The sequence below is a fragment of the Mariniluteicoccus flavus genome, assembly GCF_054776655.1.
Map to the genome: position 1 here is coordinate 50,081 of NZ_BAAHBN010000012.1, position 16,850 is coordinate 66,930.

Below are 16,850 nucleotides of genomic sequence, written 5' to 3' on the forward strand. Positions count from 1 at the left end.
CGTGGCCGAGAACGCTCCCGAGGCCGACCCCGAGGAGGTCGCGCGCCAGATCGTGCTGCGCCAGCTCACGATGCAGGCGCGGACGCGCCACGAGCTCGCCGAGACCCTGCGCAGGAAGGGGGTCCCGGGGGAGGCGGCCGAGCGCGTGCTCGACCGCATGGACGAGGTCGGACTCGTGGACGACGCGCGTTTCGCCGCGTCGTGGGTGGAGTCGCGCCAGCAGCGGCGTCACCTGTCGCGGCGGGCCCTGCGTCAAGAGCTCGGCCGCAAGGGGGTCGATCGCGACGTGATCGACGAGGCCATGGCTGAGGTCGGCTCCGACGACGAGCGCGAGGCCGCGCTGGCCCTGGCCGAGAAGAAGCTGCGTTCCATGGGTGGGCTCGATCCGGTCGTCCAGCGTCGGCGCCTTGCGGGAGCCCTTGCCCGCAAGGGTTTCGGCCCGTCCACGACGAGTTCGGTGCTCGCCGAGGTGATGGCGACCGACCCGTCCGACGAGGCCTTCGGCTGAGCCCGCCCGTGGTTCGCCCGTGACCGCGCGTCGTTTGGTCGTGGGCCCGCCGCGCGACTAGGTTCGAGTCCCCGGCGGACGCCGGGTGCGCGTGAAGAGGAGTGGCCATGTCGGGTGCCGAGATCGTCCAGCTGGTCCTGCTCGCGGTGGTGCTCGCGGGAGTCCTCGTGGTCTTCCGCAGCGTCCGCCGCAGCCGCGAGCTGGCTGCGACGGAAGACTCGGAGCGCGCCCGAGCCCTGGCCGGGGTGCGCGACCGCGCCGAGGCGGGCGCCGCCGAGCTGCGGTCGCGGGCCGACGCCGAGGCGTCGGAGATCCGGCGTGCGGCCGAGGCGTACGCGGCGGAGCTGCGGGCGCGGGGTCAGGAGCAACTCGCCGAGGCCGAGCGCGTCCGCAGCGCGGCGGAGGCCGATCGGGTCGAGGCCAAGAACCGGCGCGACAGCGAGCTGACGCGCTTCCACCAGCAGTTGGTCGGCGAGCGCACCGAGCACGGGACGCGCATGGAGACCGAGCGCGCGGAGCTCCGCGACCGCGTCGCAGCGGCCGACCGCCGCGAGGCCAGGCTGGCGGAGCGCGAGGATCGGCTCGACGCCGAGGCGAAGGTCGTGGGGGAGCGTCTGGCCGCCCTTGCGGCGCAGCGCGAGGAGGCCGAGCGTGTCATGGAGCGGGCGCGCGCCGCCGAGGGCGAGCGTCTGGCCGAGCTCGAGCGTGTCGCTGGGCTCAGCGCCGACGACGCCCGCGCCGAACTGGTCGCCTCGGCCGAGCACGATGCCAAGCGGCAGGCCCTCGTGGTGGCCCGCGACATCGAGGCCGCGGCCCGCCGCGATGCCGAGCCGCGGGCGCGGAAGATCATCGTCCAGGCCATCCAGCGCCTCGCCGCCGAACAGACGGCGGAATCGGTGGTGTCGACGGTCGAGCTGCCGTCCGATGACATGAAGGGCCGCATCATCGGCCGAGAGGGCCGCAACATCCGCACCTTCGAGCAGGTCACGGGCGCGAACGTGATGATCGACGACACTCCCGGAAGCGTCCTGCTCTCGTGCTTCGACCCCGTGCGCCGCGAGGTGGCGCGGCTGGCGTTGAACGACTTGGTCGCCGACGGTCGCATCCATCCCGCCCGCATCGAGGAGGCCCACGAACGGGCCCAGCGCCAGGTCGAGGAGCGCTGCCTCCGAGCGGCTGAGGATGCCGTGGCCGAGATGGGCATCACCGACCTCGATCCCGGCCTGCTCCCCACGATCGGGGCGCTGCGCTATCGCACGTCGTACGGCCAGAACGTGCTCAAGCACCTCGTCGAGTGCGGCCATCTCGCCGCACTGATGGCGGGCGAACTGGGGCTCGACGTCGCGACGTGCCGACGCGCGGCCTTCCTCCACGACATCGGCAAGGCCCTGACCCACGAGGTCGAGGGCACCCATGCGATCGTCGGTGCCGACCTGGCGCGCCGCTTCGGCGAACACCCCGACATCGTCCACGCCATCGAGGCCCATCACAACGAGGTCGAGCCCCGCACCGTGGAAGCGATCCTGACCCAGGCCGCCGATGCGATCTCTGGCGGGCGCCCGGGCGCCCGGCGCGAATCGCTGGAGGCCTACATCAAGCGGCTCGAGCGGCTCGAGGAGATCGCCGCGGCCCACGACGGGGTCGAGAAGGTGTTCGCGATGCAGGCCGGGCGGGAGATCCGCGTCATGGTGTCACCGGGTCAGGTGGACGACGTGGATGCCCAGGTGATGGCCCGCGACATCGCGGCCCAGATCGAGGACGAGCTGACCTATCCCGGCCAGATCCGAGTCACCGTGGTGCGCGAGTCGCGGGCCACGGAAGTGGCCCACTGACTCAGGCCTCGTTCGCCGCAGCCTCGTTCTGCAGGTCGAGGTGACCCGACGTGCGCTTGGCGAGCTTCTTCTCGAGCCACTGCGCGACGGTGGTGAGCACATAGTTGACGATCACGAAGATGACCCCCACCACGATGAAGGTGACGATGGTGTTGCTGCGTCCGGACGCGAGGGTCTGCCCGGCGCGGAGCAGCTCGGGATAGCTGATCATGTAGCCGAGCGCCGTGTCCTTCAGGACCACGACGAGCTGGCTCACCAGGGAGGGCAGCATCGCGGTGATCGCCTGGGGCAGCAGGATCGTCGCGAGGGTCTGGCCGCGCGTCAGCCCGATCGCCAGCCCCGCCTCACCCTGCCCCTTGGGGAGGGAGTGGACGCCGGACCGGATGAGCTCGGCGATGACGCACGAGTTGTAGAGCGTCAGTCCCGTGACAACGCCGGCGAGTGTGAGCGCGAAGCCGCTCAGCAGCCCCAGGTTGAGATAGAGGTAGTAGGAGAACAGCATCATCATGAGCACCGGCACCGCACGGAAGAACTCGATGAACATGGTGACGGGAACACGGATGGCGGCGATCTGTGACAGTCGGCCCGCCCCCAGGAGGATGCCGAGCACGCCGGCCAGCAGGACCGAGATGACCGCGGCCTGCAGGGTGCCGATGAGACCGGGCACGAGGTATTGCGTCCAGGTGTCGGCCTCGGTGAACGGCGCCCACTTCTCGGGCCCGAGTTGGCTGCTCATGCCCCAGACCACCAGGGCGAGCACGGCCAGCAGGACGACGACGGAGATCGCCGTCAGCAGGGTGTTGCGGCGACGGGCCCGGGGGCCGGGCGCGTCGAACAGGACGCTCTGGGCACTCATCGCTGCACCGCCAGTTTCTGGGACCACCGGGTGAACAGCAGCCCGATGGGGAGGGTGAGGATCACGAAGAACAGGGCCATGATGGCGAAGATCAGCAGGATCAGGTCGGCTCGCTGCTCGATCATGTCCCTCATCACGTAGGAGGCTTCGGCGACGCCGATCGTGGCGACGACCGTGGTGTTCTTGGTCAGGGCGATCAGGGTGTTGCCCAGCGGGGCGATGGCTCCACGGAAGGCCTGGGGGAGGACGACCTCCGAGAGCGACTGGCGGAAGTCCAGGCCGATCGCGCGGGCCGCCTCCGCCTGGCCGAGGGGGACGGTGTTGACGCCGGAACGCAGGGCCTCGGCGACGAAGCTCGCGTGGTAGACGGCGAGGGCGACGACACCCCAGAAGAAGTTCGGCATCCAGATCTGTGCGCCGCTCCAGCTCTTGAACGGGTTGAGACCCATCGTGTTGAGGAACCCCAGGGCGCAGAAGGCCACGATCAGGGTCAGCGGTGTGTTGCGCACGATGTTCACATACAGCGTGCCGAGCTTCTGGAGGAACGGCACGGGCGACACCCGCGCGATGGCCACCACGGTGCCGATCAGCAGCGAGCCCAACGCCGACAGCACGGTGAGGCCGATCGTCATCACGAAGGCCCACAGGATGTCGTCGCCGTATTCGCTGAAGAGTTCGCTCACTCCAGACACGGTTCTCCCAACGGGTCGATAAGGGTCACAGCACGGTCGATAGGGGCACAGCACGGGGTGGGGCGTACGCGTACGCCCCACCCCGCACAGGTGGATCAGGCGCAGGCCTCGGCCTTGGGCGGGTTGGTCGAGGTGTCCGGCTTGAAGCCCGACTGGCCCACCGTCTTGTCGAGGGCCTTCTGCCACTCGCCCGACGACTGCATCTTCCCCAGAGCGGTGTTGACCTTGTTGCAGGTCTCGACATCGCCCTTCTTGATGCCGACGCCGTACTTCTCCGTGGAGAAGGGCTTGCCGACGACCTTGAGCTTGCCCTTGTACTGCGGCTGGGCGGCGTAGCCCGCGAGGATCACGTTGTCGGTGGTCACCGCGTCCACGGCGCCCGACGACAGGGCCTCCACACACTTGGAGTACGTGTCGTACTCCTGCAGCTGGACGTCCTTCGCGTACTTGTCCTTGATGTTCTTCGCCGGGGTCGAGCCCGCGACAGAGCACAGCTTCTTGCCGTTCATCGTCTCGGGTCCGGCGATGGTCGAATCCGACTTCACGAGCAGGTCCTGGCCGGCGATGAAGTAGGGGCCGCCGAACGAGATCTTCTGCTTGCGGGTGTCGGTGATGGAGTAGGTCGCGAAGATCATCTTGACCTGGTCGCCCTGGAGCATCGTCTCGCGCTGGGCCGAGGGGGTCTCGACGAACTGGATCTTCGCCGGGTCGTAGCCCAGCTCCTTCGCGACGTATTTCGCGACCTCGACGTCGAAGCCGGTGTAGTTCGCACCTTCCTTGAGACCGAGGCCGGGCTGGTCGAACTTGATGCCGATCTTCACGGCCTCGCCGCTGCCGCCGGAGGCGTTGCCACCCGGGTTGGCGGGCTGGGCGCCCGGGGTGGTGTTGCAGGCGGCCATGCCGGCCGTCAGGACGAGGCCGGCCGTGGCGGCCAGCAGCTTGCGGGTCGAGGTCATGGTTCCTCCGGTGCTTTCGTTGGTGAGTGGATCAGCGTGTGGATGGATCAGTGGGTGAGGATCTTGGACAGGAAGTCCTTGGCGCGATTGCTCTGCGGGTTGGTGAAGAACGGCTCGGGCTCGTTCTCCTCGACGATCTGTCCGTCGGCCATGAACACGACGCGGTCGGCGGCCTTGCGGGCGAACCCCATCTCGTGGGTGACCACGACCATGGTCATGCCCTGCTCCGCGAGGTCGACCATCACGTCCAGGACCTCGTTGACCATCTCGGGGTCGAGCGCCGAGGTGGGCTCGTCGAACAGGATGACCTTTGGGTTCATGGCCAGGGCGCGCGCGATGGCGACGCGCTGCTGCTGGCCGCCCGAGAGCTGGGCGGGGTATTTGCTGGCCTGGTTGGCGACGCCGACGCGCTCCAGCAGCTTCATGCCGTGGTCCTTGGCATCCTTGGGCGAGAGGCGGCGTACTTTCTGGGGGCCCAGCGTCACGTTCTCGAGGATCGTCTTGTGGGCGAAGAGGTTGAACGACTGGAACACCATGCCGACGTCGGCGCGCAGGCGGGCGAGCTCCTTGCCCTCCGACGGCAGCTCGTTGCCGTCGATCGTGATGGAGCCGGAGTCGATGGTCTCGAGTCGGTTGATCGTGCGGCACAGCGTCGACTTGCCGGAGCCCGACGGGCCCAGGACGACGACGACCTCACCCTTGCCGATGGTGAGGTTGATGTCCTTCAACACGTGCAACGGGCCGAAGTGCTTGTCGACATTCGTCATGGCGACGATGGGCTCGCGGGCGGCCCGCGGCGCCGCGTGGGCGGGCGTCGGGTCCTGCACGGGTCCGGAGTCGTCGATCGGGGTGTGCGCCATGGCTGAGACAGTAGAGCATTCCCCGCCCGGAGAACCCGTCTGACGCGTTCCGATTGGGTTACGACTGACTCCCGGTCGGGCCGGCGGGGCGTACGCCGCCGCGGCTGTCGAACAGGGATGGCGGGGTAGGATGTGCGGGCCATGTCGATCGATACCCGCATCCTGCCCACGCCCGCCGCGACCCCAGCCGAGGGTGCGCCGCGGCGCACCTATGAGGTGCGGACCTACGGCTGCCAGATGAACGTCCACGACTCCGAGCGCATCTCGGGGCTGCTCGAGGACGCGGGCTATGCGCGCGCCGAGAAGGGCACCGACGCCGACGTGGTCGTCTTCAACACCTGCGCGGTGCGCGAGAACGCCGACAACCGCCTCTACGGCAACCTCGGCCACCTGTTCTCGGTCAAGGAGACCAAGCCCGACATGCAGATCGCCGTGGGCGGCTGCATGGCCCAGAAGGACCGCGACACCGTCGTGAAGCGCGCGCCCTGGGTCGACGTCGTGTTCGGCACCCACAACGTCGGCTCCCTTCCGACGCTGCTGGAGCGGGCGCGCGTCGAGCAGCAGGCCCAGGTCGAGATCAAGGAGGCGCTCGAGACCTTCCCGTCGAACCTGCCGACCCGACGCGAGTCGGCGTACGCGGCCTGGGTCTCGGTGTCGGTGGGCTGCAACAACACGTGCACGTTCTGCATCGTGCCGGCGCTGCGCGGCAAGGAGACCGACCGCCGGCCGGGCGACATCCTCCGCGAGATCGAGGCGCTCGTCGCCGAGGGCGTCCAGGAGGTGACGCTGCTGGGGCAGAACGTGAACGCGTACGGCGTGGAGTTCGGCGACCGGCAGGCGTTCGCGAAGCTGCTGCGCGCGTGTGGCCAGATCGACGGGCTCGAGCGCGTGCGGTTCACCTCGCCCCACCCGAAGGACTTCACCGACGACGTGATCGCGGCGATGGCGGAGACCCCGAACGTGATGCCGCAGCTGCACATGCCGCTGCAGTCGGGCTCCGATCGCGTGCTGAAGGCGATGCGCCGTTCCTATCGCAGCGAGCGGTTCCTCGGCATCCTCGACCGCGTGCGCGAGGCCATGCCCGAGGCCGCCATCACCACCGACATCATCGTGGGCTTCCCCGGCGAGACCGAGGAGGACTTCGCCGAGACGCTGCGCGTGGTCGAGGCGGCCCGGTTCTCGGCGGCGTTCACGTTCCAGTATTCGATCCGGCCGGGGACGCCGGCGGCCACGATGCCGGACCAGGTGGCGAAGCCCGTGGTGTCGGAGCGCTATGAGCGCCTGCTCGCGCTGGTCAACGACATCTCGCGCGTGGAGAACGAGAAGCTCGTCGGCGCCGAGGTCGAGGTCATGTTCGCCGACGGCGAGGGCAAGAAGGACGCCGCGACCCGGCGCATGTCGGGCCGCGCCCGCGACAACCGCCTCGTGCACGTGGCGGTGCCCGACGACCCGGCGCTGCGGCCGCGGCCGGGCGACATCGCGTACGCGACCATCGACCACGCGGCTCCCCACCACCTCAACGCCGACGGCGGCATCCGCGGGCTGCGGCGTACGCGCGGTGGCGACGCGTGGGAGGCGCGACGCACGGCCCCGAAGCCGACCGTGGGCCTCGGCATTCCGGGCGTGGGACGCCCGGAGCCGAAGCCCACGGTGGGAGGCTGCAACGCCTGACCGGCGTCAGCGCGGGGGCTGGGTGCCGTTCGGGCCGAAGCCGGGCTCGTTCTCCGGCGAGCCGAGGCCCATGCCTTCCTGACCGGGCGTCGGGTCACCGGCGCGCTGGTCGAGGTGGGGCTCGCCACCGGGCTGGAAGCCCTGGTCCTGCTGGCCGGAGCCCTGGTCCTGCTCGTTGTCGACGGGGGCCCCGTCGACGCCGCTGCCGGGCTGGTTGAGGTCGGGGTTCTGGCCCGGTGCGGGCTCGACGGGGTCGGACGCCTGGCCGCCGCCGTACTGCTGCTTGAGGAAGTCCTGGCCGCGGTCGACGTGCTCGGCGTGCTTGCCGCCGGTGCGCTGGTCGAGCAGGTCGCCGGCCTTGTCGACGGCGGTGTCCACGTGCTTCTCGTTGCCACGGATCATGTCCCTGGCCTTGTCGAAGATGCCCACGATTCGCTCCTTGGGTGTCAGGCTGGCGCCTGGGTGGCTCCTGTGGCGTGCGTCACAGGGATGCCCCCAGACTAGACGTCACCTTGCGACGCAGCCGTGGGGCCCCGACACTGGCGGCGTGGACCGCACCCTGGTGATGATCGGAGCGACCGCGAGCGGGAAGTCGGCGCTCGCGGTGGCGTACGCGCGTCGGCTGGCCGAGCGGGGAGTCGCGGCCGAGGTGGTCAACGCCGACTCGATGCTGGTCTATCGCGGCATGGACATCGGCACGGCGAAGCCGACGGTCGCCGAGCGCGTCGGCGTACCCCATCACCTCGTCGACATCATGGACGTCACCCAGACCGCGTCGGTCGCGGAGTTCCAGACCCTCGGCCGCGCGGCGATCGCCGACTGCCATGCGCGAGGGGTGCTGCCCATCGTGGTCGGTGGCTCGGCGCTCTACACCCGCGCGATCGTGGACGTGTTCGAGTTCCCGGGCACCGACCCCGGCGTACGCGCCCGGTGGGAGGCCGAGCTCGAGCGCGTCGGCGCGGAGGCGCTGCACGCCGAGCTGTCGGCCCGTGCCCCCGAGGTCGCGGCCGACATCCTGCCCGGCAACGGCAGGCGCGTCGTGCGCGCGCTGGAGGTGATCGAGCTGACGGGGCGGTTCACGCCGATCCTCCCGAGGTGGGAGTACGCGCTGCCCGGCGTGGTGCAGGTGGGTCTCGACATCCCGCGCGACGTGATGGACGAGCGCATCGCGCGGCGCGTCGACCAGATGTGGGAGCAGGGCTTCGTGGCGGAGGTCGCGGGGCTGGCGGAGCGGGGCCTGCGTGAGGGCCGCACGGCGTCGCAGGCGCTGGGCTATCGGCAGATCCTCGCGTACCTCGACGGGGAGTGCACCGAGGACGAGGCGCGGGAGGCGACGGTGCGCGGGACCCGGCGGTTCGCCCGCAAGCAGCTCTCCTGGTATCGCCGCGACCACCGCATCGCGTGGTCGCCGGTCGGCCGGGACACCGAGACGATGGCCGCCATCGACCGGGCGCTGGACACGCCGCCGTCGTTGGACACGCGCGACCGCGGGTGAAAGCCTGAAGCCATGCGCAGTTGGACGGTCGCCAAGGGGCACGGCACGGAGAACGACTTCGTCATCATCGCCGACCGCCACGGCATGCTCGACCCCTCGGCCGCCGACGTGCGCTACCTCTGCGACCGCCGCGCCGGCATCGGCGGCGACGGGCTCCTGCGGGCCATCAAGGCCGAGCACATCGCGGAGTGGCACGGCGATCCCGACATCTGGTTCATGGACTACCGCAACGCCGACGGGTCGGTGTCGGAGATGTGCGGCAACGGCGTACGCGTGTTCGCGCGCTTCCTCTCGGAGGAAGGTCTGACGGATGCGCTGACCATCCCGATCGGTACGCGGGCGGGCCTCCGCGAGGCGACGCTCGAGCCCAGCGGCCTGATCCGGGTCGGCATGGGTGCGGTGTCGGTCGACGACCGCGAGGTCGCCGTGACGATCGCCGGGCAGGAACTCGTGGGGACGCCGGCTGACGTGGGCAATCCCCACGTGGTGTGTGTGGTCGACGACGTGGACGCCTACGACCTGACGCGGCAGCCCGCGTACGACCCCGAGGTTTTCCCCGACGGCGTGAACGTCGAGATCATCCAGCCGGCGGGCGAGGGCCGCATCCGCATGCGGGTCCACGAGCGCGGGGTGGGGGAGACGCGGTCGTGCGGGACAGGCACGGTCGCGGCCGCGGCCGTCGCCGCGCGACGCCTCCGCGGCGGTGACACCTGGAAGGTGCACGTGCCCGGCGGGGTGCTGCAGATCGAACTGGGGGAGCAGGCGTACATGACGGGGCCGGCGGTCATCGTCATGCAGGGCACGGTGCAGCTGCCCGACCGCGACGACTGACGGAGGCGTTCGCTGGCTGAGCGAGCGCCAGCGAGTCGAAGCAAACTCCCTCGCGCGATTTCTCGCCGCGTGGGAGAATGGTCGGAATATGACAGCACGCCAGAGCGCCTTCTATTCCTTCGATCCCGCCAACGAGCCGGACGACGACGACCTCCGCGACGGGGCGTTCTCCGACGCCGATGACCCGGACGCGGCCGACCCCGAGGAGGGCGGCTTCGACGGTGACCAGCAGGACCTCATGGACCGCCTGTCGCTCAAGCGCGTGGCCGGCATGTCGACCGAGCTCGACGACATCACCGAGGTCGAATATCGCAAGCTCCTGCTCGAGCGGGTCGTGCTGGTGTCGGTGTGGACCAACGGGTCGGAGGTCGACGCAGAGAACTCCATGGCCGAGCTGAAGCAGCTCGCTGAGACCGCGGGTTCGCAGGTCCTGGAGGGCCTGGTGCAGAAGCGATCGAAGCCTGATCCGGCGACCTACATCGGCCGCGGCAAGGTGGAGGAGGTGCGCGAGGTCGTCATCGCGACGGGCGCCGACACCGTCATCTGCGACGGCGAGCTCGCCCCGGCCCAGCTCAGGAACCTCGAGGACCGCATCAAGGTGAAGGTCGTCGACCGCACCATGTTGATCCTCGACATCTTCGCCCAACACGCGAAGTCGGTGGAGGGCAAGGCCCAGGTCGAGCTGGCCCAGCTGAACTACCTGAAGCAGCGCCTGCGCGGCTGGGGCGGCAACCTGTCGCGCCAGGCCGGCGGTCGGGCGGCCGGCGGTGCCGGCATCGGCGGCCGCGGTCCGGGCGAGACGAAGATCGAGACCGATCGCCGCCGCATCAGCTCCCGCATCGCCCAGCTCCGCGCCAAGCTGCGCGAGATGGACTCGACCCGCGACGCGAAGCGCGCCGAGCGCCGTCGCCACCGCATCCCGTCGGTCGCGATCGTCGGCTACACCAACGCCGGCAAGTCGTCGCTGCTGAACCGGCTCACCGGGGCCGGCGTGCTCGTCGAGGACGCGCTGTTCGCGACCCTCGACCCGACGACGCGCCGGTCGACGACGGGCGACGGCCGGGTCTACACGCTCACCGACACCGTCGGCTTCGTGCGCCACCTGCCGCACGACCTCGTCGAGTCGTTCAAGTCCACGCTCGAGGAGTCGGTCGAGGCCGACCTGCTCGTTCACGTCGTCGACGGGTCGGACGCCGACCCGGAGGGCCAGATCGCGGCCGTACGCACGGTCCTGAACGACATCGGCGCTGGCGATCGCGTCGAGCAGCTGGTGATCAACAAGACCGACCGGGCGACGCCCGAGGCGCTGCAGGCCCTGCGGACGAAGCACCCGGACGCGATCTTCGTGTCGGCGCGGACGGGCGCCGGCATCGGCGAGCTCAAGGAGGTCGTCGACGGGCGCCTGCCGCGGCCGGAGGTCGAGGTGCGCGCCCTCGTTCCCTACGAGCGGGGCGACCTGATCAACCAGATCCACCAGTCGGGCGAGTTCGTCACCAGCGAGCACACGGCCGACGGCACGCGGGTCGTGGCGCGGGTCCACCCCGAGCTGGCTGCGGAGCTGGCGGCGTACGCGGAGTAGGGCGGGCTCGCGCCCCGAGTCCGCGACCGTGGTCGTACGCGGACCGAGCTCTCTCGTGGCTACCTTCGATCCATGACGGAACCGCCGATGATCACGGTCGGTCCTCGCGGCCGCAACCCCTGGCCCATCCGCATCGGGGTCGGCTGCGGAGGGCTGATGGTGCTGTCGTTCCTGCTGGTCGTCGCTGCCGTCGTTCTGTCCTTCGTCTGGGCGAGCATCCCGCACCGGACTGCCGACGGCCGGTGCAAGAGCGACTTCGGCACGAGCTGCACCGAACTGACCCCGCAGTTCATCACCCGCGTCACGGGCATGCACCTGCCGCCAGGGACCGTGATCGAGCAGTCGCGCTACGACAGCTTCCAGGACTGGCACCTGGAGGCGACGTTCCTGGTCCCCGCCCCCGGCGTGGCGCAATGGGAGCAGTCCGTCGCGGGTTGGCCACCTGTCGGAGGATCCGACTGCGGGAAGTTCCCGGGCCGAGGCCCCGCGCGTTGTACGGAGCAGCAGCACGTCGACGCCACCTATCGCCAGTACGCACGGGCCGACCAGTCCGACGGGTCGGTCCTCGTCTGGGTGAGGGTCTTCACCACCTGACCCGAACAGCCCTGTGGATAACCCGGTTCGCGGCCGGAACCGGCGTACGCGGACCTGTAGGTTTGCCGGGTGAGCAAGCCCGCCGACCACCGCGATGTCCTGCAGGCCGCCGTCGACGGGATCGGCGGTGTGACCCGCCCCGGCCAGGGAGCCATGGCCGACGCCATCGCCGAGGCCTTCGAGACCGGCCAGCACCTCCTGGTCCAGGCCGGCACCGGCACCGGCAAGTCGCTGGGCTATCTGGCGCCGGCCCTGACCCGCGTGGCGAACCACCCCAAGGAGCGCGTGGTCGTCGCGACGGCGACGCTGGCGCTGCAGGCCCAGCTGGCCTCCAAGGACATCCCGTCGGCGCTCGAGGCCGTCGAGAAGGCGACCGGGCGCCGGCCGCGCGCAGCGATCCTCAAGGGGCGCAGCAACTACGCGTGTCTCCTGCGCGTGCGCGACCAGGCCGAGGACCAGGACGCGCTGTTGGGTTCCGGTGAGGTCGTCGAGGCTCTGCGGGCCAGCGGCCAGACGTCGGAGTCGGTCGTGGGCGCCGAGGTCCTGGCGCTCCGCGACTGGGCCGAGGGGGAGTTGACCGACGGCGGCCTCGCCGATCGGGACGACGCCCCGACCCACGGCGCGAAGGCGTGGGCGCAGGTCTCGGTGCCCGTACGCGAGTGCCTCGGCGCCCAGCGGTGCCCCTACGGGGAGCAGTGCTTCGTCGAGAAGAGCCGCGAGAAGGCCCGCGAGTCGGACCTGGTGGTCACCAACCACGCGCTGCTGGCGATCGACGCGATGCACGGCGGCACCGCGCTGCCGGAGCACGACCACGTCATCATCGACGAGGCCCACGAGCTGGTGTCGCGCGTGACCGGGGCCGCGAGTGCAGAGCTGAGCCCGCAGCAGGTCGAGCGCGTGGGCCGCCGCGCCACCTCGTGGCTCGACGACGACCTCGGCCTCGAGTTCCTCGACGCCGCCGAGGCCCTGCGCGACGCCCTGGACGCCGTCCCGACAGAGCGCGTCACCGACCCCGAGTCGGCCGCCGTGCGGGCGTGCGAATCCCTGCGCGACGTGACCCGCCGGGCCGTGTCGGCCATGACCAGCAAGGACGCCGAGAACGACCAGCGCCAGGCCGCCGCGGCGGTCAAGGAAGTCTTCGACGTCGCCGAACGCGTCGCGGCGCTCAGCGAGCACGACGTCGTCTATGTCAACGACCGCGAGCGCTTCGGGCGAGAGCTGCGCGTGGCGCCGCTCAGCGTGGCCGGGCTCATGCGGGAGAAGGTGCTGGGCGAGGTCACCACCGTGCTCACGTCGGCGACCCTGACAGTCGGCGGCGAGTTCGGCCAGGCCGCCGGATCGGTCGGCCTCGCGCGGACCGAGCGACGCGACCATCCCGAGCCCAGCGGTGAGGCGATGACCTGGCGCGGCATCGACGTCGGGTCGCCCTTCGACTATCGCCGCCAGGGCATCCTCTACGTCGGCAAGGACCTCCCGCCCCCGCGCCGCGAGGGCATCACCGACGAGGTGCTCACCGAGGTCGCGGAGCTCGTCTGGGCCGCGGGCGGGCGTACGCTCGGGCTCTTCGCGTCGCAGCGCTCCGCGGAGCTGGCGGCCGCGTACGCGCGCAAGCACCTGCCGAAGCAGACCATCCTGTGCCAGGGCGACGCCCAGCTTTCGGAGCTGACGAAGCGGTTCGTGGCCGAGCCCGACACCAGCCTGTTCGGCACGGTCTCGCTGTGGCAGGGCATCGACGTGCCGGGCGACACCTGCGAGCTGGTCATCATCGACAAGATCCCGTTCCCCCGCCCCGACGACCCGCTGATGCAGGCGCGCCAGCAGGCGGTCGCCGAGGCGGGCGGCAACGGGTTCATGTCGGTGGCGGCGGGTCACGCGGCCCTGCTGCTGGCCCAGGGCGCCGGTCGGCTGATCCGGCGCGCCAGCGACAGGGGAGTGGTGGCGATCCTCGACCCACGGCTGGTGACGGCGCGCTACGGCACGTTCCTGCGGGCGAGCATGCCGGACATGTGGATGACGACCGATCGCGAGGTAGCAGTACAGGCGCTGAAGCGGCTGCAGGACGGACGCTCTGATTAGGCTGGCCTGCCTAAGGTTAGGCGCTAGGTTGCGAGGGCTGTCCGCCCTGAAAGGACCCTCGTGCGCTCGCCTGTTCGACCCCACCGCCTCATCCTCGGCCTCCTGCTGCCCCTCGCCCTCCTGCTCGCCGGCTGCGGCCTGACGGCCGGTGGGTCGTCCCCCGCCGCGCCGCCCGCGGACAGCGGGTTGGTGCTCACCGACGTGGCGGGGCGAAGGGTCACCCTGCCGAAGCGCCCCGAGCGGATCGTCATGGGCGAGTCGCGGGCGGTGTACGCGACCCTCATCCTCAACAAGGAGGACCCCCTCCGCGGGGTCGTGGCGTGGGGCACCGACCTCCAGCGGGCGGCGCCGGACATCTCCGCGCGGGTCCATCAGCACTTCCCGAAGGCGAAGGACCTGCCGACGATCGGGTCGGTGTATGCGAACGACCTGAGCGTCGAGGGCCTGTTGGCCCACCACCCCGACGTGCTGCTGTTCACCCTGGACGCCTTCCGGGGCGCCGAGAAGAACGGGCTCGTCGGACAGCTCGACCGCGCGGGCCTCCCGTTCGTCGTGACCGACTTCCGCCTCGACCCCCTCAAGAACACCGCGCCCTCGATCCGCCTGCTCGGGGCGATCCTGGGTCGGGAGGCCAAGGCCGAGGAGTTCCTGGCCTGGTATGCGAAGCAGACCGACACCGTCACCACCCGCGGCGCGCAGGTGAACCCGCGCCCCAGCGTCTTCCTGTGGCGCGCGCCGGGGCTGGCCGCCTGCTGCTCGACCTATGGCCGTGCGAACTTCGGCGGCATGATCGACGCCGCCGGCGGTCGCAACATCGGCACGGGGCTGCTTCCCGGCGACGAGGGCGTGCTGACGCCCGAACAGGTGTTGGCCGCCGCGCCGGAGAGCGTCATCGCGACCGGCGGCGAGTGGGGCGGACAGAAGCTGAACGAGAAGGCGAAGACGTCGTACGTGCGCCTCAGCTATGACGCCGACCCCGCCTCCGCCCGCGCCTCGGTGGCCGCGCTGCGCGCACAGCCCGGGTTCGAGCACCTGGGGGCGTACTCGTCAGGACGCGTGCACGCCATCTACCACCAGTTCTACGACTCGCCGTTCAACTTCGTCGCGCTGCAGGCCTTCGCGCGCTGGTCGCAGCCGCAGACCTTCGCGGACCTCGACCCCCAGCGGACGTGGGAGGAGTTCCACGAGCGCTTCATGCCCTTCCGGGCCGAGGGCACGTTCCTGGTGAGCCTCGGCGAGGGCCGGTGACCGTGGCCGATGTTGCCCGGACCCGTCCCGACGCCCCCGAGGCCGCGGACGCGCCCCTGGCCGCCTGGCGGCGACGCGGTCGCCGGCGGGCACTCGTGCTGGTGGGGCTGGCGCTGACCGTCGTCGTGACCTTCTGGGTCTCGATGGTGGTCGGGCCCCTGCCGATCGGCCTCGGCGACGTGGTGGCGGTCCTGACCGACCCCGCGACCGATGCGCGGACGCGTACGGTGGTGCTCGACCTGCGGCTCCCACCGGCCCTGCTGGCCGTCCTGGTCGGCGCGGCGCTCTCACTGGCGGGCGTACAGATGCAGACGATCCTCGACAACCCGCTCGCCGAGCCGTTCACGCTGGGCGTGTCGGCGGCCGCCGCCTTCGGGGCGGCCCTGGCGATCGTGACCGGCGTGGTGCTGCCGGTCCTGGGCGCCTACACCCTCACGATGTCGGCCGCAGTCATGGCGCTGGTGGCGAGCGGGGTGATCGCGGGGGCGTCGCTCTGGCGTGGCGCGACCAAGGAGACGATGGTGCTGCTCGGCATCGCGCTCGTGTTCGGGTTCCAGGCGCTGTTGGCGCTGCTGCAGTATCGCGCCAGCACCGAGTCACTCCAGCAGATCGTGTTCTGGAGCCTGGGTTCCATGACGCGGGCCACCTGGCCGGCCAATGCGATCCTGGGGGCGGCCCTGGTCATTCTGGTCCCGCTGTTCTGGGCGAACGGCTGGCGGCTGACGGCACTGCGCCTGGGCGACGCCCGCGCGGCCTCGATGGGGGTCGACGTCGGCCGCGTCCGCGTGTGGACCCTGGTCGGAGTGTCGCTTCTGGCCGCCGCAGCCGTCTCGTTCGTCGGCATCATCGGGTTCATCGGCCTGGTCGGTCCCCACATCGCCCGGGCCCTGGTGGGCGAGGACCAGCGCTTCCTGATGCCGGGCTCGATGCTCGCCGGCGCCGCCCGCCTGTCGGCCGCCCACGCCGCGAACCAGGTGATCGTGCCCGGAGTCGTGGTCCCGGTCGGCATCCTCACCGCACTGGTCGGCGTCCCGGTCTTCGTGGGCCTGGTCCTCACCCGCCCGGGACGGGGAACCCGATGAGCGGGCTGGACATCCGCGGGGTCACCGCCGCGTACGGACGGCGGAGGGTTCTCGACGGGCTGGACCTACGGCTCGATGCGGGGGTGGTCGGGCTGTTGGGGCCCAACGGCTCCGGCAAGTCGACGCTGATCAAGGTGCTGGCGCAGCGCTCGCCGAGGTCGGGGTGGAGGCGTTGGCCGACCGCTGGCTCGGCGAGCTGTCGGGGGGCCAGCGTCAACTTGTGGGCGTGGCCCAGATGTTGGTGCGGGACCCGAGCCTGATGTTGCTGGACGAACCGACGAGTGCGCTCGACCTCCACCACCAACTCGGCGTGTTGGGGGTCGTGCGCCGGCGTGTGGATCGCGGGGGTGCAACGGCCGTCGTCGCGCTGCACGACCTGAACCTCGCCGCCCGGTTCTGTGACACCGTCGTGGTCCTGGATCGAGGGATCGTGGTCGCGGTCGGCGCGCCGTCGGAGGCCCTGACCGCGGACCGGCTCCGTGCCACGTGGCGGGTCGAGGCCGATGTGTATGCGCGTGACGGCGCCACGCAGATCGCGGCCAGGGGGCCGGTGGCCTGAGGAGCCTGGCC

At 70.8% G+C, this 16,850-nt stretch carries 15 protein-coding genes and 1 pseudogene; 11 read left to right on the forward strand and 5 right to left on the reverse strand.

The genetic code is table 11. The annotated features are described in order from the left end of the window. Position 1 precedes the first annotated feature (1 nt). Positions 2 to 508, forward strand: coding sequence for a regulatory protein RecX (locus ACYVAG_RS15380; protein ID WP_460771093.1), 507 nt, complete (start codon positions 2 to 4; stop codon positions 506 to 508). A gap of 107 nt (positions 509 to 615) precedes the next feature. Next, entirely contained in the window at positions 616 to 2,340 is a 1,725-nt protein-coding gene (gene rny, locus ACYVAG_RS15385; RefSeq protein WP_460771095.1) for a ribonuclease Y, read from the forward strand. A gap of 1 nt (position 2,341) precedes the next feature. On the opposite strand, the gene ACYVAG_RS15390 is transcribed toward rny, so the two are convergent. The 4 genes from ACYVAG_RS15390 to ACYVAG_RS15405 all read right to left on the reverse strand — a co-directional run bounded on the left by ACYVAG_RS15390 (position 2,342) and on the right by ACYVAG_RS15405 (position 5,620). After that, positions 2,342 to 3,196, reverse strand: a complete 855-nt coding sequence (locus tag ACYVAG_RS15390; RefSeq protein ID WP_460771098.1) for an amino acid ABC transporter permease — start codon at positions 3,194 to 3,196, stop codon at positions 2,342 to 2,344. Then, a complete protein-coding gene (locus ACYVAG_RS15395) occupies positions 3,193 to 3,879 on the reverse strand; it encodes an amino acid ABC transporter permease (protein WP_460771100.1) in 687 nt (228 codons plus the stop codon). The genes ACYVAG_RS15390 and ACYVAG_RS15395 overlap by 4 nt, the downstream gene beginning before the upstream one ends. 104 nt (positions 3,880 to 3,983) lie before the next feature. Further along, positions 3,984 to 4,844: a glutamate ABC transporter substrate-binding protein gene (locus ACYVAG_RS15400; protein ID WP_460771102.1), complete on the reverse strand. Its 861-nt coding sequence runs from the start codon at positions 4,842 to 4,844 to the stop codon at positions 3,984 to 3,986. 47 nt (positions 4,845 to 4,891) lie between these two features. Further along, complete coding sequence (locus tag ACYVAG_RS15405) at positions 4,892 to 5,620, reverse strand: amino acid ABC transporter ATP-binding protein (RefSeq protein ID WP_460771153.1); 729 nt, start codon at positions 5,618 to 5,620, stop codon at positions 4,892 to 4,894. Positions 5,621 to 5,845: 225 nt separating this feature from the next. On the opposite strand from ACYVAG_RS15405, the gene miaB reads away from it, so the two are divergent. Beyond that, positions 5,846 to 7,375 (forward strand): tRNA (N6-isopentenyl adenosine(37)-C2)-methylthiotransferase MiaB, encoded by a 1,530-nt coding sequence (miaB, locus tag ACYVAG_RS15410; RefSeq protein WP_460771103.1) that lies wholly within the window; start codon positions 5,846 to 5,848, stop codon positions 7,373 to 7,375. 6 nt (positions 7,376 to 7,381) lie between these two features. On the opposite strand, the gene ACYVAG_RS15415 is transcribed toward miaB, so the two are convergent. Further along, the gene (locus tag ACYVAG_RS15415) at positions 7,382 to 7,804 is read right to left on the reverse strand and encodes an antitoxin (protein ID WP_460771105.1); all 423 of its coding nucleotides are present in this window, start codon (positions 7,802 to 7,804) and stop codon (positions 7,382 to 7,384) included. 118 nt (positions 7,805 to 7,922) lie between these two features. Between ACYVAG_RS15415 and miaA the strand changes: the two genes are divergently transcribed. From miaA to ACYVAG_RS15455, 8 genes and pseudogenes are all read left to right on the forward strand, one after another. Beyond that, positions 7,923 to 8,870 carry a tRNA (adenosine(37)-N6)-dimethylallyltransferase MiaA gene (miaA, locus tag ACYVAG_RS15420; RefSeq protein WP_460771106.1) on the forward strand — a complete coding sequence of 316 codons (948 nt, stop codon included), beginning with the start codon at positions 7,923 to 7,925 and terminating at the stop codon, positions 8,868 to 8,870. Positions 8,871 to 8,882: 12 nt separating this feature from the next. Then, entirely contained in the window at positions 8,883 to 9,701 is an 819-nt protein-coding gene (gene dapF / locus ACYVAG_RS15425) for a diaminopimelate epimerase (protein WP_460771108.1), read from the forward strand. Positions 9,702 to 9,789: 88 nt separating this feature from the next. Then, positions 9,790 to 11,280 carry a GTPase HflX gene (gene hflX, locus ACYVAG_RS15430; RefSeq protein ID WP_460771110.1) on the forward strand — a complete coding sequence of 497 codons (1,491 nt, stop codon included), beginning with the start codon at positions 9,790 to 9,792 and terminating at the stop codon, positions 11,278 to 11,280. A 72-nt stretch (positions 11,281 to 11,352) separates the two neighbouring features. Further along, on the forward strand, positions 11,353 to 11,874 hold the full coding sequence (locus tag ACYVAG_RS15435; protein ID WP_460771112.1) for a hypothetical protein: 522 nt from the start codon (positions 11,353 to 11,355) through the stop codon (positions 11,872 to 11,874). A 153-nt stretch (positions 11,875 to 12,027) separates the two neighbouring features. Further along, positions 12,028 to 13,950, forward strand: a complete 1,923-nt coding sequence (locus ACYVAG_RS15440) for an ATP-dependent DNA helicase (protein WP_460771154.1) — start codon at positions 12,028 to 12,030, stop codon at positions 13,948 to 13,950. Between the two features lie 60 nt (positions 13,951 to 14,010). Continuing rightward, positions 14,011 to 15,198 carry an ABC transporter substrate-binding protein gene (locus ACYVAG_RS15445; protein WP_460771114.1) on the forward strand — a complete coding sequence of 396 codons (1,188 nt, stop codon included), beginning with the start codon at positions 14,011 to 14,013 and terminating at the stop codon, positions 15,196 to 15,198. Further along, positions 15,195 to 16,280 (forward strand): FecCD family ABC transporter permease, encoded by a 1,086-nt coding sequence (locus ACYVAG_RS15450; RefSeq protein ID WP_460771116.1) that lies wholly within the window; start codon positions 15,195 to 15,197, stop codon positions 16,278 to 16,280. Before ACYVAG_RS15445 ends, ACYVAG_RS15450 begins: the two co-directional genes overlap by 4 nt. Continuing rightward, positions 16,277 to 16,839: pseudogene (locus tag ACYVAG_RS15455) on the forward strand (ABC transporter ATP-binding protein). The gene ACYVAG_RS15450 and the pseudogene ACYVAG_RS15455 overlap by 4 nt, the downstream one beginning before the upstream one ends. Positions 16,840 to 16,850: the final 11 nt, after the last annotated feature.